Source organism: Caballeronia novacaledonica (assembly GCF_900258035.1).
Taxonomy (GTDB): domain Bacteria; phylum Pseudomonadota; class Gammaproteobacteria; order Burkholderiales; family Burkholderiaceae; genus Caballeronia; species Caballeronia novacaledonica.
In genome coordinates, this window is the sequence record NZ_OGTP01000022.1 from 51,478 (window position 1) to 70,625 (window position 19,148).

Genomic DNA, 19,148 nt, shown 5'->3' on the forward strand with positions numbered 1-19,148 from the left:
GTCATTCCCCTTCTTTCATGGTGCCGTCCGCAACGTGCGCAAGCTCGCGCTGGCTCGCCACCAGCGCGGCGAGCGTGTTGATCGAACGGAAATGCCCTCGCGTGTTTTCGTCGTTGGACGCCACGTTCAGTTGGTAGTGTTCGCGCAGCACGATGCCGATCTCGAGCGCGTCGATCGAATCGAGCCCTACGCCATCGGTTTCGAAGAGCGGCGCGTCGTCGTCGATATCGCCGGGCTGCATGTCTTCGAGATCGAGCGCCTCGATCAGCAGCCGTTTGAGTTCAAGCTTTAAAGAATCCATAGTCGATCAGATGCTGGGTAATGTGGGCCTCGATGGCGCTCGTCACCGATCGCGCGGCGAGCGCGGGTGGTTCGTCGCTCGCGGCGAGTTCGGCGGCGCTCAGGGCGTCGAGCACGTTCACTTGCATGTGGAAGGCGCGTTCGGGCACGTCGTGCCAGCGCATGTCCTTCGTGAACGCGGGCGGATCGCAGTCCATCAGCGCGGGCAGGATCGGCGCGCCGGACTGCAGCGCCATGTGCGCGAAACCGCGCGAGAACGCGTGCAGGCGGTTGCGTGTCGGACTGCGCGTGCCCTCGGGGAAGATGATCATCGTGTAGCCGCGCGCGAGTTGCCGCGCGCCCGCCTCGACGAGTTCGACGGGGTCCGCGTTGCTCACGTATTCCGCGGCGCGCATCACGCCCCAGAAGAACGGATTGCTCCAGTGCGCGTTCTTCACGACGCAGCACGCGCGCGGCGTCAGCGACAGGAGCACCATCACGTCGAGCCACGTCGGGTGATTGGCCACGACGATGGCCGGGCGCTCCGCGCTGCGCTTGAGCGCGCGCGCGCCGCGCACATCGAGTTTCATGACGCCCACGCGCACGAGCACGGCGACGAGCGCGCGAAAGAACGTGTGAATGACCGCGACGATGATGCGCTGCTTCGAATCGCGATGCGGCCAGATCGACGCGAGCGGAAACAGGATCAGCGAGAAGCCGAGCCCGCAGACGCCGAACGCCGCGAATGCCAGCGCCGTCGCGGCGAGGCGCCAGTGCCGGTCAAGCGCCTTCATGCCAGCACCATTGCCACGTAGATGTCGTGCCTTGCCATTCGCTCGACGTCCGCGCTTCGAGGCAGTGCTGCACGGCCGCGCTTTGCGATGCGAACGGCATGCGCGACGGATCGGCATGGTCACTGAGCGCGGCGCGCGTACATGCCAGCCGGCCGGTTTGCGCGGATGCGTCGAGCAGGATCGCCAGCGCGCCGCCTTCCACTTCGGCTTCGACCGGGCCGTATGTGGCGTCGGCGGGTTCATCGGCGAAAACGATCAGCACGGGACTCGACGGATCCGTCGCATATTGCGCATATGCTTCGAGCAGCGCGTAGCCGAGGCTCTCGTTGCCCGCCGATAGCGCGCTGGCCGCCGTGCGGTCGCCGCGCACGATGCCGAGGATGCCGGTCATCGTGTTGAGCACGGAAAGACTGAAGGAGGTGGGCGACACGGTCTTGCCGGCGTCGATGGTGTGCAGGATGTCGGTCGTGCGGCGCAGTTCGCCGTGACGCGACGCGAATACCAGACGCACGGCGGGCAGATGCGCGCCGCAGTCGTGCGCGACCTTCAACGCAGCCCGCGACAGCGTGCTGAGCCTGCGCCGCGTCAATGGCTCGATGAAGCCAAGGTCGGGAGCGGCGGATGCAGCGGCAGGCCAGAAAGACCAGCGAGCAACCGGAATGGTCCAGTGCAGATCGGGCATGCGGTGATTCGCGTTCGGAAACGTGGTACTCGGGCCGGGACGACCGGCGGCCGCACGACAGGATGCGCTCCATCCGGCGGCGGGGCCACCCGTACCCATTCGGTGATTGATTTTTCCTGCGAGCAGGTTAACGGCACGACGTTGGAATAATTTAGAGTGCGACGTTCAAAACGTCGGGACGCCCGTTTCATCTTTTTTGCTCGCCGGAATTCTACCGAGCATCGCGATCGAAGAGATCAAAATTTGTCTCAAACGAAAGGTTCGTGTCATTGCCGCGACAGGACAGAGTTGGCGAGCGCAGAGGACATATGCGACTCTCAAGTTCGCGCCGCTTCTGCCGTTAGTATTGAATCGAGCAGCTGTATTGCCGACGCCTTGACTTCGGGTTGGCTACAAAAATCATCGATTTTTGGGCATGGTTCCAGCCCGGCTTCTGGTCGGTTACGACAAACCAGAAGTCAGAACTGCAACTGTCGGGCGATGTCGGCGGTCTTCATGGCGCTCAGACCGTGAAGACGCACGTCAGAGAATCGAAGCAGGTCGTGGTTTCCAGCGATTGGCGGGAAATCGTGGAGAAAGGTTTGTCGGCGATTACGCTGCAAACAAAGGAACTGGTCACCGGGAATTAGTTGCACGCGACATGCTGTCGAATCCGGCAGCGTGTCGCGGCTGGTTGTCGTTTCTACCGCTTTTACTGGGCAGCAGGCGACTTCACGCTCGGAGTGGCAAGCGTGTTATTGCTTGTCGCGGGAGCCGCCGTACCCGACGTCGAGTTGCTGTTCGTGCTGCTCGGCAGGCCCGAGTTCGGCGCCTTGGTGCCCATGCCGCTATCCGAATTCGTCATGCCCGGCGTGCCGTAGCCGCCCGTTGCGCCATTCACCTGGTTCGCGGGGCTTGCCGTGCTGCCCGCCGAACCCGCGCCGTTCGAGCCTCCGGCGCTCTGTGCATAAGCGCCCGCCGACAGGGTGAGTGCGGCCACGGCCGCGATAAGTGCGCTGGTTGCCTTGCTCATGTTCCGTCCCTCCTTAATCTGGCTGAAGTATGGACGCAGACGATTGCCGTCTGCATGAACATTGACCCGCAATTGCCGTGCCGCGTTCCAATTCGCACGCGCCGCGATAAGCAATGAAAGCTCTTCAAAAGCAAAAAAGTCCATGCCGATAACAAGGCATGGACAACCGCGATAACAACATTCGAGCTACGAGCGCGGCGCGCCGAACGTCAGAAAGAGTGCGTCATCCCGATTCGCGCCACCATCTGATGCGAATTCGACGATGGGCTCGCCGCGCCCGGAATGAACGCCGTATCGAGTGGCGTGCCCGTATTGCCGCCACTCAACTTCTGATAGACGAGCTGCGTATAAACGCCGGTGCGCTTGGACAAGAAATACTGAGCCATCACGCCGATCTGATTCCAGTGCATCGAACTCTCCGAACCGCCCTGCTTCAGATGCGCCATCGTGTACGTGTACATGCCAGCAATCGATAAATCCGGTTGAATGTCGTACTTCGCGTTGAATTCGATGTTATCGAAATGCAGGCTCGCGTCATTCACGCCGAAATCGCCGAGATAAAGCGACGACACCGGCTGCTGCACGTTCACATGGGTATAGACGAGGCCCAGCGTCGCCGGTCCTGCTCCATAACTCGCGCCGATACCGTAAATCTTCTGATTCGCCGCGACGAAGCCCGCCTCGTCCGAAGCCACGGAACCGGTCGATGTCGCGCCTGGAGCCGACAGGTTTTCAAAGACAGCGCCAATCGTGAATGTCGCATAGCTGTATTTCAGCCCCGCGCCATACGTGCGATTGCCCGCGAACGCGCCGGCCTGATTGCTGAATCCGTATAGCGCGGTCGCCGACACGCCGCCGTAGTCGTTGCTCGTGAACTTGACCGAATTGTTCGCGTGAAACGTGGCGTCGGTATTGTCGTTGTCGAGCGGATGCGAAAACAGATAGCCGCCCCAGTAACCGTTCGCCGTCATGAGGCCGATCACGTCGCTCACCGAATCGAGCTGGCGTCCGAACGTGAGCGTCCCGAGCGTATCGGATTGCAGTCCGACATACGACTGATAGCCGAACAGCCGGCCGCCGTAATAGGCGGCGCCATTGTCCAGCATGAAGCCGCTTTCCAGATCGAAGATCGCATGCAGCCCGTCGCCGAGATCTTCGCTGCCCTTCAGGCCCCATCGGCTCGTCACCAGATCGACGCTCGACATTTGCCATGCCTTGTGTCCGCCTGCGTTGCTCGTCAGATTGATGCCTTCGTCCAGTACGCCGAACAACGTCACCGTGCTTTGCGCCTGCGCGGCGGCGGACGCGAACAGCATCGTCGCCGCGACGGCCATCTTTGAATTCATGCTGCGTGTCTCCAGCGTTTTAATTGATCGATTCGAAACGTGCAGCGTTATTCGGCCTGTTCGCGACTGCCCGCGAGATCGCGCCCGCGCGATGCGCCGATCAGGCGGCGGCCTTGCGGACCATGCACGGCGTCGGGTTCGGGAAAGCGCCACAGCATCGTCAGATACAGCACGCCGCCCACGACGAACGACACCGGCACGCTGAGATCGCAGCCGCCCGCAAGCGCGCCCAGCGGCCCGACGAACTGTCCCGGCAGATTCACGAACGCGAGACCGATGAACGCCGCCGGCAGCCACGCGCCCATTGCGCGCCAGTTCCAGCCATGCGTGAACCAGTAGTGGCCGCCGCGCTCGCCGCGATTGAACACTTGCAGATCGTCGGCGAGATAGAAGCCGCCGCGCTGCACGAAGCCGATCACCATGATCGCCATCCACGGGCAACTGAACGTGCAGATGAGCGTCGAGAACGTCGCCACGCTTTCCACGAGGTTGAACGCAAAGCGGCCCGCGAAAATGAAGCCGATGGCGAGCGTGCCGATCAGCGCCGTCGCACGCACGCGATTGAGGTACTTCGGAAACATGCTCGACATGTCGAGGCCCGTGCCGTAGAGCGCGGTCGTGCCCGTGGACATCCCGCCGATGATCGCGATGAGACACATCGGCAAGAGGAACCAGCGCGGCGACACCGCGAGCAGACCGCCCACGTAATCGTTCGAGCCGATGTAGCTCGGCGCCTGCGTCGCGATGATCGTCGCGGTCGCGAGGCCGAAGAAGAACGGCACGAACGTCGCGATCTGCGCGGCGAACACGGCGCCCATCACGCGATGCCGCGGCGTCGAGCGCGGAATGTAGCGCGCCCAGTCGCCGAGCGTCGAAGCGAACGAAACGGGATTGCTGAGCGCCACCAGCGCCGCGCCGATGAACGCGGCCCAGAAGCCCGCGCCGCCGTGATGGAGCGTGCCCGCGTAGTGCATGTCGAAGGCCTTCGCGAACGCGAACGCGCCGAGCACGAACATGAGGCTCGCCGCCCACACGGCGATCTTGTTGACCCACAGCATGAAGCGAAAGCCGTAGATGCACACGATCAGCACGAGCACTGCGAACACCATGTACGCGGTGCCGAGCGTCCACGGATTGACCGGCAGGCCCACCATGTCGTGCGCGCCGCCGACGAGCGCATCGCCCGAACTCCACACCGCGAGCGAGAAGAAAGCGACCGACGTGAGCACCGCGAGAAACGAGCCGACGATACGTCCGTGAATGCCGAAGTGCGCGCCCGACGACACCGGATCGCTCGTGCCGTTGCGCGGCCCGAACAGGCTCATCGGCGCGAGAATGCAGGTGCCCGCGAGCACGCCGAGCACGATGGCCCACAGGCTCGCCTCGAACGAAAGCCCGACGAGAATCGGAAAGCTGCCGAGCACCGACGTCGAAAACGTGTTGCAGCCGCCGAACAGCAGCCGGAACAGATCGATTGGCCGCGCGTATCGCGAAGCGTCGGGAATGCGCTCGAAACCGAATGTTTCGACCTGCGTAATACTGGTGTTGTCTGCCATCGTCTCACTCCTTTGAGGCGCCGTCCGGCATCGGCCGGCTGACGCACTTTCGTTATCGGTCACGTCTCTACTGCATGTTCCGGCTGATCCAGGCGGCACTCGCGTTCGTTCGAGCGCATGCCATAGACGCCGAAAAGGTCTTCACAGAAGGCGCGGACGATCGGCTTGTCGGCCATGCCGCGCTTCATCGCGAGATGCAGCGGCACGTCGAAGCCGAACGCGGTGCGCCCCAGCACGCGGATCAGTCCGCGCTGCTCGAAAGGTTCGGCGTGATGCGTGGGCAGATAGCCGATATGACTGCCCGACAGAATCAGCACCGTGGCCGCGTCGATGTTGTCCGCGATGGCCGTCACGCGGCGCTCGCCGATGCCCGCCAGCTCTTCGGGCACGGGATAGCTGCGCCAGATCCAGTCGTGCGCGCGCAGATCGTCGAACGTCACGTGCGGATCGGCGTGAAAAAGCGGATGCCCGCGCCCGCAGCAAATCACTTGCCGCTCGCTGAAAAGCCTGCTGTACGACAGCCCCGCGACGCGATGCCAGAAGTAACCGATCGCGATATCGAGCTGCTGATTGACGAGGCTTTCCTCGAGCTCCTGCGGCGGCGCGACATGCATCGCGAAACGCACGGCCTGATCGCGCTTGCGAAATGCGCCGATGGCTTCGGCGAGCCGCGTGTTCTCCACATGCGACGCCTGCCCGATCAAGCCGATCGACAGCGTGCCGACGAGCTTGCGGTCGATATCGCGCACCTGAGCGACGAATTGCGATGTCGCCGCGATCAGCGCCCGCGCCGACGTCACGAAGCGCTCGCCTTGCGACGTGAGCCGGAACCCGCCGCGCCCGCGTTCGCAGAGCCGGAAGCCCATGCGCGCTTCCAGCGCCGACAACTGCGAGCTGATGGTCGACTGGCGCACGCCGAGCGTCGCCTCGGCGGCGGTGATGCCGCGCGCGTCGACGACCGCGAGAAAGACGCGCACGAGGCGCAGGTCGAGATCGGAGGTATTGGAGAACATACGGTTACGCCGCCGTCACATGGGAAAGCCCATCGCCTTGATGCCTTTTATCCACGCGCGCTTCCAGCCGCCTTCGGCATCGGCGCCATCGAAGGCGTGGAACGTCACCTTCGCGGCCAGCCATCGCACCGGCTCGGGCGGGATGTACGTCGGGCTCTGATTGGCGATGTCGAGCGTGCGCTCGGGGCTTTCGCGATCGAACAGGATGTTGAGGCCCATGAACGCGCCGAAGCGGCTCGCGGCCACGCCGAAACCCGTATAGCCCGCGACGAACACGGCCTTGTCGCCGAGATAGCGCTTCGCGAACACCGAACCGCGCGAGCAATAGTCGATCGGACCGCCCCACGCATGCGAGAAACGCACGTCGCTCAGTTGCGGAAAGGTCTTGTAGAACGCTTGCGCGAGACGGTGGTAGGTGTCGCGTTTCTGGTCGCGCGGCGGATTGGGGTCGCCGTCGAAGTGATAGCTCACGAGACCGCCGAAGATGATGTTGTTGTTCTTCGTGAGGCGGAAATAGTTGAGCTGCGTGCGCGTGTCGTAGATGCCCTGGCGCTGCTTCCAGCCGATGCGCGACAGTTGCTCGTCGGTGAGCGGCTCGGTCGCGAGCACGTGATCGCGCACCTGCAATACGCGCCGGTTGATGTCGGGAATGCCCACTTTCGCGGTGCCGCTGCCGAACACGACGCGCGGCGCGCGCACGCTGCCTTCGGGCGTCTTCACGAAGACGGTTTCGCCTTCGTCGCCGACGCTCGTCAACGGGCTGTGTTCGTAGAGCCGCACGCCGAGTGCGAGCGCCGCGCGCTTGAGACCCCACGCGAGCTTGGCCGGATGCACGATGCCGCTGCGATTGCGCGACCAGAGCGCACCCGCGAACAGCGGCGAATCGAGCTGTTCGCGCGTGGCCGCCGCATCGAGCAACACGACGTCGTGGCCATACGACTTGTGCAGATCGTGATCGGCGCGCAGATGCTCGATGTGCTCCGGATCGACGGCCACCGTCATCTCGCCGTTCCATTCGATATCGGCGTCGATGCCATAGCGTTTGAGCGTGTCCTCGAAGCCGTCGAGATTGCGCTGGCCGAACGCTTCGAGCTCCGCGATATCGTCCGGGAACACGCGCACCGCGTTGGGCAGGCCGTGCATCACCGAAGTCGAGATGATGCCGCCCGCGCGCCCCGACGCGCCGTGCGCGACCCGGCCCGCTTCGATCAGCACGACGTCGAGTGCGGGCATCTGTTCCTTCGCCTGCACGGCGGCCCACAAACCCGTGAAGCCGCCGCCGACGATCAGCAAATCCGCGCGGGTGTCGCCCACGAGCGCCGGCTCGGCGGGCGGCTCGGCGGGATTGTCGAGCCAGTAAGGAAAGAGCTTCGTGCGGGCGAGCGCTTCTTCGACGCTCAGTTTGACCGGCACGCGGCGCGCGGCTCTCGACGAGACGGGCGTAGGCGCGGCGATGTCCGCTTCGAAAAATTGGGCGCTTTCATTCATGATGGACTTCCTCTTCGGACGCGGTGCGCACACCGCGCCGCCTGCGACGGTGATTACCGCGGTTCGAGCACGACGTAGAACTTCTTCGCGTCTTCGATGGTTTCCCAGCGCCCCGCGAAGCCCGCGGGCAGCAGATAGCCCTGCCCCGCCGTGAATTCCTTGCGTCCGCCGTTCAGGTCGATCAGCGCGACCTTTCCTTCGACGAGCCAGACCGCTTCGTCGGCGGTCGTCGCGGGGAAATCGACGGCGCCGACCTTGCCTTCCCACCAGCCGATCACGTAATTGCCGCTCTGGCCTTCGGCCGCGCGCCAGTCGCTTTCGTCCATGCCGTAGTCGAGCCGCGTGAACTGCCCAATGCCTTCGCCCAGCGGCGCGATGTCCTGAATCAGCTTGCTCATGTGCTTCCCTTGTTGCGTCGGTTATCAATGAATCGGTGCGCCAAAGTTACCGATTCACGACGCCCCGGTATGCCCCCCCGCGGGGGGGACAAGCTGCGTTTAGCAAAGCGCGGGTAAATACCTAGATTTGCTGAAAACCCCTTGTGGCAGGGGCTATAACGCATGGTCTACAATCGAAGGGACTTTTCTTCGCGGCGCGCCATGCTGCTCAACGTACCCCCGCTCAATCAGGATCAAGCCGAGTTCCCGCTCTCGTTCAAGACGCTTGGCAAAGTCATCGAAGCTGTCGGCACACCGGATTTCGTGCCGCGTCTCACGCTGCTTCTCAACGAAGTCGTGCCGCTCAATGTCGTGCATATCGAGCGTTCGCGTGTCGATCGCAGCAAGCCCACGGGCTTTCGCTGCGAATGGATCGGCAGCAGCGGCGTGGGCATGGACACGGGCGTGATCTCCGAAGTCATGACGCTCTACTACGACCGCTTCTACGACAGCGATCCGCTCTTCGCGGGCATTCGCGGCAAGATCGGCACGCTGCTCGTGGTGCGCGACATCGGCGCGATACCGCCGGGCGAATTTCGCCAGCGCCTCTTCGACGAAGCGCTCATCGCGCACGAATGCGTGCTCGCGCGCGGCACGCCTCACGCGCAGGATTCCATCGCGCTCGAACGCGCACTCGACGCGCCGCCGTTCACGCTCGCCGAGATGAACCGCTTTCGCAACGTGAGCGAGTTCCTGTTTCCGCTGCTGGAGTTGCACGCATCGACGAGCGCCGCGAAACGCGTCGCGCATCCGACTTCGTTCCTGCACCCGCTCGCGCAATTCGACGCCCGCATCGCCGCCGACGACGTGCGCCTGTCCAAGCGCGAATACGAAATCTGCACGCATCTCATCACGGGCCGCACGGTGCCGGAAGCGGCGGAGATCATCGGCGTGCGCATCGGCACGGCGGAGTCGTATGTGAAGCGCGCGTTCGCGAAGCTCGGCGTGCGCACCAAGCGCGACCTCATCGCGTGGGGCCAGGCTTGCCCCCGTCTGACGGTCACGTGAAGCGCCGTTCACATCGAACCGGCTCGATGTGAACATTTCGACTTCGTGATTTGCGAGGCTGTCCCGTCGCCTAACATCGCCCCGTCCACATAACGATGACGGGAGACGTGCCATGCAGCGCGAACTCAACCAGCCGCTCGGCGGCAACGACATGCCGCGCTTCGGCGGCATTGCAACCATGATGCGCCTGCCTCAGGCGAACAGCACCGAAGGTCTCGACGCGTGTTTCGTCGGCGTGCCGCTCGATATCGGCACGTCGAACCGCTCGGGCGCGCGCTTCGGCCCGCGCCAGATCCGTTCGGAATCGGTGCTGCTGCGTCCCTACAACATGGCGACGCGCGCCGCGCCGTTCGATTCGCTGCAAGTGGCCGATATCGGCGACGTCGCCACCAATCCCTACGATTTGAAGGACTCGATCCGCCTGATCGAATCGGCCTACGACGCGATCGTCGCGAACGGCTGCCGGCCGATCACGCTGGGCGGCGATCACACGATCGCGTGGCCGATCCTGCGCGCATTGCACAAGAAGTACGGCAAGGTCGCCGTCGTGCATGTCGATGCCCACGCCGACGTCAACGACACGATGTTCGGCGAGAAGATCGCGCACGGCACGCCGTTTCGCCGCGCGGTGGAAGATGGCCTGCTTCAATGCGACAAGGTCACGCAAATCGGCTTGCGCGGCACCGGTTATCACGCCGACGACTTCGACTGGTGCCGCGAACAGGGCTTCACGGTCGTGCAGGCCGAAGCGTGCTGGAACAGGTCGCTCGCGCCGCTGATGGAAGAAGTGCGCGCGCGCGTGGGCGACGCGCCCGTTTATCTGAGCTTCGATATCGACGGACTCGACCCCTCGTTCGCGCCCGGCACCGGCACGCCCGAAGTGGGCGGCCTGACGGTGCAGCAAGGGCTCGAAATCGTGCGCGGCATGAAGGGATTGAACGTCGTGGGCGCGGATCTCGTCGAGGTGTCGCCGCCTTACGATCAGGCCGGCACGACGGCGCTCGTCGGCGCGAATCTCGCGTTCGAAATGCTCTGCGTGATGCCGGGCGTCAACTACCGTCGCGCCATCCAGGGACAATCATGAACATTCGCGACAATCACTCGATCCTGCTGCCCGCCGCGACGATCGCGGGTACGCGCCATGGCGCACCGAACCGGGACGCGGGTAACGCGATTCACAATGCATCGACGGGCGAGGTCATCGGCTGGCAGGAACACGCCGATGCCGGGCAAGTCGATGCCGCCGTGCGTGCGGCGCGCGCCGCGCTCGATGCATGGCGAAACCGCACGCCTGCTTCGCGCGGCGCGGTGCTGCGCAAGATCGCCGAACTGCTCGCGGCGGACCGCGCGCGTCTCTCGGCGATGCAGCAGCAGGTGAGCGGCAAACCGCCGTTCGAAGCCGACACCGACGTCAGCGACGCCATCGCCACGTTCGAGTACTACGCGGACCTGTGCGCGGACGGTTCGCTCTTCGCCGCCGACACGCTCGCCTTGCCCGACCACACCGTGACCGGCGAGCGTCATTACGAAGCAGTCGGCGTGGCCGCGCTGATCGTGCCGTGGAATTTCCCGATGGTCACGACCTCGTGGAAGATCGCGCCCGCGCTCGCGGCGGGCTGCACCGTGGTGTTGAAGCCGTCCGAATTCACCTCGCCGGTCGAGCACAGGCTTGCGGAGATCATGGCGGCGGCGGGCGTGCCCGACGGCGTCGTGAATCTCGTGAACGGCGGCGGCGAAGTGGGCGCGCGGCTCGCGGCGCATCCGCTCATCGACAAGATTTCGTTCACGGGCAGCACGGCCGTGGGCCGCATGGTCATGCAGACGGCGGCGCAGGACATGAAGCGCGTGACGCTCGAACTCGGCGGGAAATCGGCGCTGATCGTGCGCGCCGACGCGGACATCGAACATGCGGTCGCGCTCGCGGTGGGCGGCGCGTTCACGAACGCGGGGCAGATGTGTTCGGCCACGTCGCGCATCATCGTGCACGACGATGTCTATCGCAAGTTCATGGCCGCCTTCGAAGCGGCGGTGCGCGCGCTCGTGGTGGCGTCGCCGCAAACGGAAAACGTCGCGATGGGTCCGCTCGTTTCCCGTGCGCAGCGCACGCGCGTCGAAGCGCTGCTCGCGCAAGGCGTCGCCGACGGTGCGAAGATCGCGTTCAGCGGCACGCTCGACAGTGCCTGTGCGGAAGGCTTTTTCATGGCGCCGGTCGTCATCGCCGAACCGGATACGGCAAACGTAGTGTGGACGGAGGAAGTGTTCGGGCCGGTCGCGTGCGTGAAATCGTTCCGGACCGACGATGAAGCCATCGCGCTCGCCAACGCCACGCGCTATGGTCTCGTGGCGACGGTCGTCACGCGCGATGACGAAGCGGCACGCCGCTATCGCGATGCGCTGCGCGTGGGCCTCGTATGGATCAACACACCGCAACTGATCTTTCCGCAAGTGTGCTGGGGCGGACTCGGTTTGAGCGGCGTCGGTCGTGAACTCGGTGTGGCCGGGTTGCGGAGCTATCAGGAATTGCGTCATACGATCGTGTCGCGCGGATAGCGTCGCATAAGCGCTTACAGTCGATAAGCTGTAAATCGATTTTACAGCTTAGCGACTGTAGGAGTATGCGGTGGACGATTCCGTGAAAACACGCGGCTACGACACGATCCTCGTTAGCGACGCCCACACGACCGAGGACATGACGCAATGGGGCGCGCCGCCGCCGGAAGCCGTGATACCCCACACCAACCTGTACTGGCGCAATCAAAGAGCGCCGGGCCGCGCGGGCGGCGTCATCGAAAGCAGCGAAATCGACCTTCAACTCCCCTCCAGCTCCCCAAACAACCAGTCCTGAAAACTCCTCACCTTCGGCAAATCCGCATACGACTTGAGCAGATTCAACGTGTAGCCGTTGACCTTGAGCCCATCGAACCCGAACGGCGCGATGAGCCTTCCGGTCTCCAGCTCACGCTGCACCAGCAGCAAACTCTCCAGACACACGCCCCCGCCATCCGCCGCCGCGCTGATCGCCATGAACGAGCGATCGAAGCGCGGCCCGCGCGAAATATCGATCGGCGTCTTGCGATGCAGCCTCATGAAGTCGCGCCAGCCGACCAGACAGCCCTCACTGTGAATGAGCGTGTGATGCCGCAGGTCCGCGACCGTGCGTATCGGATGCTCGCCTTCGAGCAGCACCGGTGAGCACAGCGGCACGATCGTTTCCGTAGGCAGATCGAGCACCATCGTTCCCGCCGGTTGCAAGCGGCGCGCGCCATAACGCAAATCGATATCCACCGCCTCGCGCGTCAGATCGACCGCATCGTTCGATGCATTCAGCCGCAAATCGATATCCGGATGCAGCGCGGAAAAGCGCGCGAGCCGCGGCATCAGCCATTGCGTCGCGAAGCTCGGCGTCGAATGCAGCGTGAGGATGTCGCTCTTGGCCACGCGCCCGATATCGCGCGTGGCCTTCTCGATACGCGCGAACGCCGCGCCGATCTCCTCCGCATAGTGCCGCCCGCTATCGGTGAGGATCACCGTCCGATGCATGCGATGAAAGAGCCGCACGCTCAACTGCTCCTCCAGCAATTTGATCTGATGACTGATCGCGGATGGCGTCACGAAAAGCTCTTCCGCAGCAAGCGCGAACGACGAAAGCCTCGCCGCAGCCTCGAAAGCCTGTATGGACTTGAGCGTGACGCGATGTTGCATTGCAGTGATCGCATGAATTGAGTTCAACGATAAGCCACTTTAATTCGTTTGAGCGCGAGTCATCAAGCGAATACGCTTGATACATGGGCCTGACGCATCGAACGAGGGAATACCCGGATCGCTCGCGCAGCCGACGAAAGCAAACAAGGAGATTTCGCCGTGAACACGAGCATCACGCAGCTCGCGGAACATGCACATCGCATCCGCCGCAACGCGCTTCTGATGGGCGAAGTGCAAGGCCAGGGTTATATCGGGCAGGCGCTCGATATCGCCGATGTGCTGGCCGTCGCCTATTTCGGCGCAATGAACTATCGCCCCGACGATCCCGACTGGGAAGAGCGCGACCGCTTTCTTCTCTCGAACGGCCACTATGCAATCGCGCTGTACGCCGCGCTTTTCGAAGCGGGCATCCTGCCGCAAGACGAACTCGAAACCTACGGCAGCGACGACAGCCGTCTGCCGATGTCCGGCATGGCGAGCTACACGCCCGGCATGGAGATGTCGGGCGGATCGCTCGGGCAAGGACTCACGATCGCCGTGGGCCGTTGTCTCGGCCTCAAGCGCAAAGGCTCGAAGTCGTTCGTCTACACGCTCTTCTCCGATGGCGAGCTCGACGAAGGCGCGATCTGGGAAGGTCTCATGTCGGCGGCGCACTGGAAGCTCGACAACCTCATCGCGATGGTCGATGTGAACAATCAGCAAGCCGATGGCCCTTCGACGCAAGTCATGGCGTTCGAGCCGCTCGTCGAAAAGCTCGAAGCATTCGGCTGGTACGTGCAGCGCATCGACGGCAACGATATCGACGCCGTGAAGCAGGCCTTCGACAACGCGCGCAACTTGAAGGACGCGAAGCCGCGCATCATCGTGTGCGATACGAAGATGGGCTGCGGCGTGCCGTTCCTCGAAGAGCGCGAAAAGAATCACTTCATCCGCGTCGATCCGCACGAGTGGAAGCTCGCGCTCGAAGCACTGGAAGCCGGGAGAAACGCATGAGCACCGTAGCGAAGAAGCCGCGCCTGAAGACCTCCGCGATGATCGCGTCCATCGCGGGCGAAGGACAAATCACGCGTTCCGCGCCGTTCGGCCATGCGCTCGCGGAACTGGCGCGCAGCAACGCGAACGTCGTCGGCATGACGGCCGATCTCGGCAAGTACACCGACCTGCACATCTTCGCGAAGGAATTTCCCGAGCGTTACTATCAGATGGGCATGGCCGAGCAACTGTTGATGGGCGCGGCGGCGGGCATGGCGCATGAAGGCGCGCAGCCGTTCGTCACGACGTATGCCGTGTTCGCGACGCGCCGCGCATACGACTTCATTCACCAGACGATCGCGGAAGACAATCTCGATGTGAAGATCGTCGCCGCATTGCCGGGCTTGACGACCGGCTACGGCCCGAGCCATCAGGCCGCCGAAGACCTCGCGCTGATGCGCGCGATGCCGAACATGACCGTGATCGATCCGTGCGATGCGCTCGATATCGAACAGATGGTGCCCGCCATCGCCGCGCACAAAGGTCCGGTCTACGCGCGGCTTCTGCGCGGCAACGTGCCGGCCGTGCTCGACGAATACGGCTATCGCTTCGAGCTCGGCAAGGCCAAGCTGCTGCGCGACGGCGCCGACGTGTTGCTCGTGTCCTCCGGGATCATGACCATGCGCTCGCTCGAAGCCGCGAAAGCGCTCGAAGAGGACAACGTCGATGTCGCCGTGCTGCACGTGCCGACGATCAAGCCGCTCGATACCGCCACCATTCTGCGCGAGGCGAAGCGCACCGGGCGCATGGTCGTCGTCGCGGAAAACCATACGGTGATCGGCGGCCTCGGCGAAGCGGTCGCGCGCACGCTGCTCGGCGCGGGCGTGACGCCGGCGTTCCGTCAGATCGCATTGCCCGACGCCTTCCTCGATGCAGGCGCCTTGCCCACGCTGCACGATCGCTACGGCATTTCCACCGAAGCGATGTGCAACACCATCAAAGGCTGGCTCGGCTAAAGAGCCTCCATCGCACGTTCATATCCAGATCAGGAGAAACACATCATGTCAGAGTCGCGTCTTCTCGAAGGCAAGGTCGCCGTCATTTCCGGAGCGGCGTCGCCGCGCGGAATCGGCATGGCGACGGCGCGCATGTTCGCGAAGCACGGCGCGAAAGTCGCCATTCTCGATCTCGACGAAGCCGCCGCGCGCGAAGCCGCCAGCGGAATCGGACCGGAGCATCGCGGCTACGCGTGCAACGTGACCGACCGCGCCGCGTGCGACAGAGCCGTCGAGCAAGTCGTCGCGGACTTCGGCGCCATCGACGTGCTCATCAACAACGCGGGCATCACGCAGGCCGTGAAGCTGCTCGACATCGACGCGCAAAGCTGGGACCGCATCCTCGACGTGAATCTGCGCGGCGTGCTGTATCTCTCGCAGGCGGTCGTGCCGCAGATGAAGCGTCAGGGCAGCGGCTCGATCGGCTGCATGTCGTCGGTGTCGGCGCAGCGCGGCGGCGGCATTCTCGGCGGCCCGCACTATTCGGCGGCCAAGGCGGGCGTGCTCGGTCTCGCCAAGGCGATGGCGCGCGAACTCGGCAACGACGGCATCCGCGTGAACTGCGTGACGCCCGGCCTCATCCAGACCGACATCAACGCGGGCAAGATCAGCGACGACAAGCGCGTCGAGATTCTCGCGGGCATTCCGCTCAACCGTCTCGGCGCGCCGGACGACGTGGCGGGCGCGTTCCTTTTTCTCGCCGCGCCGATTTCGTCCTACATCACCGGCGCCGTGATCGACGTGAATGGAGGCATGCTGATCCACGGCTGACCAAGTAGTGAAGACACGCGCCGCCAGAGCGCGTGCTCGACCCAGGCAAAACCGATCGCCATAACCAGGTTTGGAGGAGCACAACATGACAACCCGCTCGATCAAAAGCGGCATCGACAGGCGCACGTTCCTGAAGACGGGCGCGACCATCGCCGCGGCCGCGCCGCTCTGGAGCCTCACGACGCGCCGGGCGCAGGCGGCGGACTTCTCGTACAAGCTCGCGACGGGCCAGGACCCGACGCATCCGGTGAACATCCGTGCGCAGCAGGCCTGCGACAAGATCCGCGAAGCGACCGGCGGCAAGCTCGACATCAAGCTGTTCCCCGCGAACCAGCTCGGCTCCGACACCGACCTGCTCTCGCAAGTGCGCAGCGGCGGCGTGGAGTTCTTCAATCTCGCCTCGTCGATTCTCGCCACGCTCACGCCCGCCGCGGGCATCGTCAACACGGGATTCGCGTTCCCCGACTACCCCGCCGTCTGGAAAGCGATGGACGGCGACCTCGGCGGCTATGTCCGCTCGCAAGTCGAGAAGTCCGGCATTCTCGCGGTGTCGAAGCCGTGGGACAACGGCTTTCGCCAGATCAGTTCGTCCACGCGCGTCGTCAAGACGCCCGCCGATCTGAAGGGCTTCAAGATTCGCGTGCCGCAGGCGCCGATGCTCACGTCGCTCTTCAAGTCGCTCGACGCGGGCCCGGCGCCGATCAACTTCAACGAGCTGTACTCCGCGCTGCAAACCGGCGTGGTGGAAGGCCAGGAGAATCCGCTGCCGATCATCGCGACGGCGAAGCTCTACGAAGTGCAGAAGTCCATCAGCCTGACTTCGCACGTGTGGGACGCGTACTGGATTCTGGGCAACCGCCGCGCGTGGCAGGCGCTGCCGGCCGACATGCGCGCCATCGTCACGCGCGAGTTCGACGCCGCCGGCATGCTGCAGCGCGCGGACATCGCCCAGCTCAACGGCACGCTGCGCGACCAGTTGAAGGGCAAGGGCATCAACATTGTTGATGTGGATCGTGAAGCCTTCCGCGGCGCGCTCAAGAAGACGAGCTTCTATAGCGACTGGAAAGCGAAGTACGGCGATCAGGGCTGGGGCACGCTCGAAAAGTACACCGGAAAACTGGTATGAAAGCCATGCACACGATCCCGCTTCCGCATGCGGCGCCACACCGGGTCGCCGCGTTTCTCGATACCTGGCTCGGCCACTTCGTGGAGATTCCCGCCGCGTTGCTGGTGCTGGCCGAGATCGTGGTGCTGTTCGCCGGCGTGACGAGCCGCTACGCGCTGCATACGCCGCTCGTCTGGTCCGACGAACTCGCGTCGATGCTGTTCCTGTGGCTCGCGATGCTGGGCGCGGTCGTGGCGCTGCGGCGCGGCGAGCACATGCGCATGACGGCGCTGGTCGGCATGGCCTCGCCGGGCGTGCGCGCGTTTCTCGACGTCATCGCGATCGCCGCGCCGCTCGCCTTCCTGCTGATGGTGATCGGCCCGGCGGTGGACTTCGCGCAGGACGAATCGTTCATCACGACGCCCGCGCTCGATATCTCCAACTCGTGGCGCGCGGCCGCGTTGCCGATCGGCGCGGGTCTGATGCTGCTCGTCGCGGGTCTGCGGCTCGTGCGCGTGGGCAACTGGAAGCTCACGATCGGCGCGCTCGCGCTCGTCGCCGCGATCGCCGTCGCGTTCTATGCGGCCAGTCCGGTGCTGAAAGGCCTCGGCAATCTCAACCTGCTGATCTTCTTCGTCGGCCTCGTCGCGCTGTGCGTGCTCTCGGGCGTGCCCATCGCGTTCTCGTTCGGTCTCGCGACCTTCGGCTATCTCGCGCTCACCACGAGCACGCCGCTCGTCGTCGTCGTCGGGCGCATGGACGAAGGCATGTCGCATCTGATCCTGCTGTCCGTGCCGCTCTTCGTGTTTCTCGGCCAGTTGATCGAGATGACGGGCATGGCCAACGCGATGATCGCGTTCCTCGCGAGTCTGCTCGGTCACGTGCGCGGCGGCCTCTCGTATGTGCTCGTCGGCGCGATGTATCTCGTGTCGGGCATCTCCGGCTCGAAAGCGGCCGACATGGCGGCGGTCGCGCCCGTGCTGTTTCCCGAGATGAAGGCGCGCGGCGCGAAACCCGGCGATCTCGTCGCGCTGCTCGCGGCAACCGGCGCGCAGACCGAAACCATCCCGCCGAGCCTCGTGCTCATCACGCTCGGCTCGGTCACGGGCGTGTCGATCTCGGCGCTCTTCACGGGCGGCATGCTGCCCGGCATCGTGCTTGCGGTGACGCTGTGCGCGGTCGTCTGGTGGCGTTATCGCACCGACGATCTCTCCGGCGTGAAGCGCGCGAGCCGCGGCGAGATCGTGCGCAAGCTCGCCATCGCCCTGCCCGCGCTCGCGCTGCCCTTCGTGATTCGCGCGGCGGTGGTCGAAGGCATCGCGACGGCGACGGAAGTATCGACCATCGGCATCGCGTATGCGGTGATCGCGGGCCTCCTGATCTATCGGCGCTTCGAATGGGCGCGCCTGAAGCCGATGCTGATCGATACCGCCGCGCTCTCCGGAGCGATCCTGCTCATCATCGGCGCGGCGACGAGCATGGCGTGGGCGCTCACGCAGTCGGGCTTCTCGGGCCAGCTCGCGCGCACCATGAGCGCGCTGCCCGGCGGCATGTGGATGTTCATGGCGGCGTCGATCCTCGTGTTCATCGTGCTCGGCAGCGTGCTGGAAGGCATTCCCGCGATCGTGCTGTTCGGCCCGCTGATGTTCCCGATCGCGCGCCAGATGGGCATCAACGACGTGCACTACGCGATGGTCGTGATCCTCTCGATGGGCGTCGGCCTCTTCGCGCCGCCGTTCGGCGTCGGCTATTACTCGGCCTGCGCGGTGAGCCGCATCCATCCGGACGAAGGCATGCGGCCGATCATCGGCTATATCGCGGCATTGATCGTCGGGCTGATTCTCGTCGCCGCCATTCCGTGGATTTCCACGGGCTTCCTGAAGTAAATCCCGTTCAACGTTCACTGATGCCGCTCCTTCGACGGAGCG

Annotated in this window: 20 protein-coding genes; 10 read left to right on the plus strand and 10 right to left on the minus strand. The window is 64.3% G+C overall.

Annotated features, from left to right (window positions below; translation table 11 throughout):
* Position 1 precedes the first annotated feature (1 nt).
* From NOV72_RS24955 to NOV72_RS24965, 3 genes are read right to left on the minus strand one after another with little or no spacing between them, the layout of a single operon-like run.
* Positions 2 to 301 carry a phosphopantetheine-binding protein gene (locus NOV72_RS24955; RefSeq protein ID WP_106857229.1) on the minus strand — a complete coding sequence of 100 codons (300 nt, stop codon included), beginning with the start codon at positions 299 to 301 and terminating at the stop codon, positions 2 to 4.
* Positions 282 to 1,073: a lysophospholipid acyltransferase family protein gene (locus NOV72_RS24960; RefSeq protein WP_106857230.1), complete on the minus strand. Its 792-nt coding sequence runs from the start codon at positions 1,071 to 1,073 to the stop codon at positions 282 to 284. The genes NOV72_RS24955 and NOV72_RS24960 overlap by 20 nt, the downstream gene beginning before the upstream one ends.
* Complete coding sequence (locus tag NOV72_RS24965; protein ID WP_106857231.1) at positions 1,060 to 1,755, minus strand: beta-ketoacyl synthase chain length factor; 696 nt, start codon at positions 1,753 to 1,755, stop codon at positions 1,060 to 1,062. Before NOV72_RS24965 ends, NOV72_RS24960 begins: the two co-directional genes overlap by 14 nt.
* 386 nt (positions 1,756 to 2,141) lie before the next feature.
* On the opposite strand from NOV72_RS24965, the gene NOV72_RS24970 reads away from it, so the two are divergent.
* Positions 2,142 to 2,384 carry a hypothetical protein gene (locus NOV72_RS24970; RefSeq protein WP_245933143.1) on the plus strand — a complete coding sequence of 81 codons (243 nt, stop codon included), beginning with the start codon at positions 2,142 to 2,144 and terminating at the stop codon, positions 2,382 to 2,384.
* A gap of 62 nt (positions 2,385 to 2,446) precedes the next feature.
* Here NOV72_RS24970 and NOV72_RS24975 read toward each other — a convergent pair whose 3' ends face one another.
* The 6 genes from NOV72_RS24975 to NOV72_RS25000 form a co-directional block, all read right to left on the minus strand.
* Positions 2,447 to 2,767 carry a hypothetical protein gene (locus NOV72_RS24975; protein WP_106857232.1) on the minus strand — a complete coding sequence of 107 codons (321 nt, stop codon included), beginning with the start codon at positions 2,765 to 2,767 and terminating at the stop codon, positions 2,447 to 2,449.
* Positions 2,768 to 2,976: 209 nt separating this feature from the next.
* Positions 2,977 to 4,113, minus strand: a complete 1,137-nt coding sequence (locus NOV72_RS24980; RefSeq protein WP_106857233.1) for a porin — start codon at positions 4,111 to 4,113, stop codon at positions 2,977 to 2,979.
* Between the two features lie 47 nt (positions 4,114 to 4,160).
* A complete protein-coding gene (locus NOV72_RS24985) occupies positions 4,161 to 5,669 on the minus strand; it encodes a purine-cytosine permease family protein (protein WP_106857234.1) in 1,509 nt (502 codons plus the stop codon).
* Positions 5,670 to 5,728: 59 nt separating this feature from the next.
* Positions 5,729 to 6,682: a LysR family transcriptional regulator gene (locus tag NOV72_RS24990; RefSeq protein ID WP_106857235.1), complete on the minus strand. Its 954-nt coding sequence runs from the start codon at positions 6,680 to 6,682 to the stop codon at positions 5,729 to 5,731.
* Positions 6,683 to 6,697: 15 nt separating this feature from the next.
* Positions 6,698 to 8,170: an NAD(P)/FAD-dependent oxidoreductase gene (locus NOV72_RS24995; RefSeq protein ID WP_106857279.1), complete on the minus strand. Its 1,473-nt coding sequence runs from the start codon at positions 8,168 to 8,170 to the stop codon at positions 6,698 to 6,700.
* 53 nt (positions 8,171 to 8,223) lie between these two features.
* Complete coding sequence (locus tag NOV72_RS25000; protein WP_106857236.1) at positions 8,224 to 8,568, minus strand: cupin domain-containing protein; 345 nt, start codon at positions 8,566 to 8,568, stop codon at positions 8,224 to 8,226.
* Between the two features lie 201 nt (positions 8,569 to 8,769).
* Here NOV72_RS25000 and NOV72_RS25005 point away from each other — a divergent pair, with 201 nt between their 5' ends.
* From NOV72_RS25005 to NOV72_RS25020, 4 genes are all read left to right on the plus strand, one after another.
* The gene (locus tag NOV72_RS25005; RefSeq protein WP_106857237.1) at positions 8,770 to 9,615 is read left to right on the plus strand and encodes a helix-turn-helix domain-containing protein; all 846 of its coding nucleotides are present in this window, start codon (positions 8,770 to 8,772) and stop codon (positions 9,613 to 9,615) included.
* 112 nt (positions 9,616 to 9,727) lie between these two features.
* Positions 9,728 to 10,699 carry an agmatinase gene (gene speB, locus NOV72_RS25010; RefSeq protein ID WP_106857238.1) on the plus strand — a complete coding sequence of 324 codons (972 nt, stop codon included), beginning with the start codon at positions 9,728 to 9,730 and terminating at the stop codon, positions 10,697 to 10,699.
* Positions 10,696 to 12,165, plus strand: coding sequence for an aldehyde dehydrogenase family protein (locus tag NOV72_RS25015; RefSeq protein WP_106857239.1), 1,470 nt, complete (start codon positions 10,696 to 10,698; stop codon positions 12,163 to 12,165). Before speB ends, NOV72_RS25015 begins: the two co-directional genes overlap by 4 nt.
* A gap of 70 nt (positions 12,166 to 12,235) precedes the next feature.
* Positions 12,236 to 12,460 carry a cysteine hydrolase family protein gene (locus NOV72_RS25020; protein WP_245933144.1) on the plus strand — a complete coding sequence of 75 codons (225 nt, stop codon included), beginning with the start codon at positions 12,236 to 12,238 and terminating at the stop codon, positions 12,458 to 12,460.
* On the opposite strand, the gene gcvA is transcribed toward NOV72_RS25020, so the two are convergent.
* Complete coding sequence (gene gcvA, locus NOV72_RS25025; protein ID WP_106857240.1) at positions 12,424 to 13,317, minus strand: transcriptional regulator GcvA; 894 nt, start codon at positions 13,315 to 13,317, stop codon at positions 12,424 to 12,426. The two genes, NOV72_RS25020 and gcvA, sit on opposite strands and share 37 nt — an antisense overlap.
* 222 nt (positions 13,318 to 13,539) lie before the next feature.
* On the opposite strand from gcvA, the gene NOV72_RS25030 reads away from it, so the two are divergent.
* The 5 genes from NOV72_RS25030 (at position 13,540) to NOV72_RS25050 (ending at position 19,106) form a co-directional block, all read left to right on the plus strand.
* Positions 13,540 to 14,310: a transketolase gene (locus NOV72_RS25030; protein ID WP_245933146.1), complete on the plus strand. Its 771-nt coding sequence runs from the start codon at positions 13,540 to 13,542 to the stop codon at positions 14,308 to 14,310.
* Positions 14,307 to 15,305 (plus strand): transketolase family protein, encoded by a 999-nt coding sequence (locus NOV72_RS25035; RefSeq protein ID WP_106857242.1) that lies wholly within the window; start codon positions 14,307 to 14,309, stop codon positions 15,303 to 15,305. Before NOV72_RS25030 ends, NOV72_RS25035 begins: the two co-directional genes overlap by 4 nt.
* 45 nt (positions 15,306 to 15,350) lie before the next feature.
* Positions 15,351 to 16,115 carry an SDR family NAD(P)-dependent oxidoreductase gene (locus NOV72_RS25040; RefSeq protein ID WP_106857243.1) on the plus strand — a complete coding sequence of 255 codons (765 nt, stop codon included), beginning with the start codon at positions 15,351 to 15,353 and terminating at the stop codon, positions 16,113 to 16,115.
* An 85-nt stretch (positions 16,116 to 16,200) separates the two neighbouring features.
* The gene (locus NOV72_RS25045) at positions 16,201 to 17,241 is read left to right on the plus strand and encodes a TRAP transporter substrate-binding protein (protein WP_106857244.1); all 1,041 of its coding nucleotides are present in this window, start codon (positions 16,201 to 16,203) and stop codon (positions 17,239 to 17,241) included.
* Positions 17,242 to 17,246: 5 nt separating this feature from the next.
* Positions 17,247 to 19,106 (plus strand): TRAP transporter large permease, encoded by a 1,860-nt coding sequence (locus NOV72_RS25050; RefSeq protein ID WP_106857280.1) that lies wholly within the window; start codon positions 17,247 to 17,249, stop codon positions 19,104 to 19,106.
* The last annotated feature ends 42 nt before the right edge of the window (positions 19,107 to 19,148 follow it).

Coding starts and splice junctions, on each gene's coding strand:
- NOV72_RS24955 (WP_106857229.1), bottom strand. CDS start 301: ATGGATTCTTTAAAGCTTGAACTCAAACGGCTGCTGATCGAGGCGCTC.
- NOV72_RS24960 (WP_106857230.1), bottom strand. CDS start 1,073: ATGAAGGCGCTTGACCGGCACTGGCGCCTCGCCGCGACGGCGCTGGCA.
- NOV72_RS24965 (WP_106857231.1), bottom strand. CDS start 1,755: ATGCCCGATCTGCACTGGACCATTCCGGTTGCTCGCTGGTCTTTCTGG.
- NOV72_RS24975 (WP_106857232.1), bottom strand. CDS start 2,767: ATGAGCAAGGCAACCAGCGCACTTATCGCGGCCGTGGCCGCACTCACC.
- NOV72_RS24980 (WP_106857233.1), bottom strand. CDS start 4,113: ATGAATTCAAAGATGGCCGTCGCGGCGACGATGCTGTTCGCGTCCGCC.
- NOV72_RS24985 (WP_106857234.1), bottom strand. CDS start 5,669: ATGGCAGACAACACCAGTATTACGCAGGTCGAAACATTCGGTTTCGAG.
- NOV72_RS24990 (WP_106857235.1), bottom strand. CDS start 6,682: ATGTTCTCCAATACCTCCGATCTCGACCTGCGCCTCGTGCGCGTCTTT.
- NOV72_RS24995 (WP_106857279.1), bottom strand. CDS start 8,170: ATGAATGAAAGCGCCCAATTTTTCGAAGCGGACATCGCCGCGCCTACG.
- NOV72_RS25000 (WP_106857236.1), bottom strand. CDS start 8,568: ATGAGCAAGCTGATTCAGGACATCGCGCCGCTGGGCGAAGGCATTGGG.
- NOV72_RS25005 (WP_106857237.1), top strand. CDS start 8,770: ATGCTGCTCAACGTACCCCCGCTCAATCAGGATCAAGCCGAGTTCCCG.
- speB (WP_106857238.1), top strand. CDS start 9,728: ATGCAGCGCGAACTCAACCAGCCGCTCGGCGGCAACGACATGCCGCGC.
- NOV72_RS25015 (WP_106857239.1), top strand. CDS start 10,696: ATGAACATTCGCGACAATCACTCGATCCTGCTGCCCGCCGCGACGATC.
- gcvA (WP_106857240.1), bottom strand. CDS start 13,317: ATGCAACATCGCGTCACGCTCAAGTCCATACAGGCTTTCGAGGCTGCG.
- NOV72_RS25030 (WP_245933146.1), top strand. CDS start 13,540: ATGGGCGAAGTGCAAGGCCAGGGTTATATCGGGCAGGCGCTCGATATC.
- NOV72_RS25035 (WP_106857242.1), top strand. CDS start 14,307: ATGAGCACCGTAGCGAAGAAGCCGCGCCTGAAGACCTCCGCGATGATC.
- NOV72_RS25040 (WP_106857243.1), top strand. CDS start 15,351: ATGTCAGAGTCGCGTCTTCTCGAAGGCAAGGTCGCCGTCATTTCCGGA.
- NOV72_RS25045 (WP_106857244.1), top strand. CDS start 16,201: ATGACAACCCGCTCGATCAAAAGCGGCATCGACAGGCGCACGTTCCTG.
- NOV72_RS25050 (WP_106857280.1), top strand. CDS start 17,247: ATGCACACGATCCCGCTTCCGCATGCGGCGCCACACCGGGTCGCCGCG.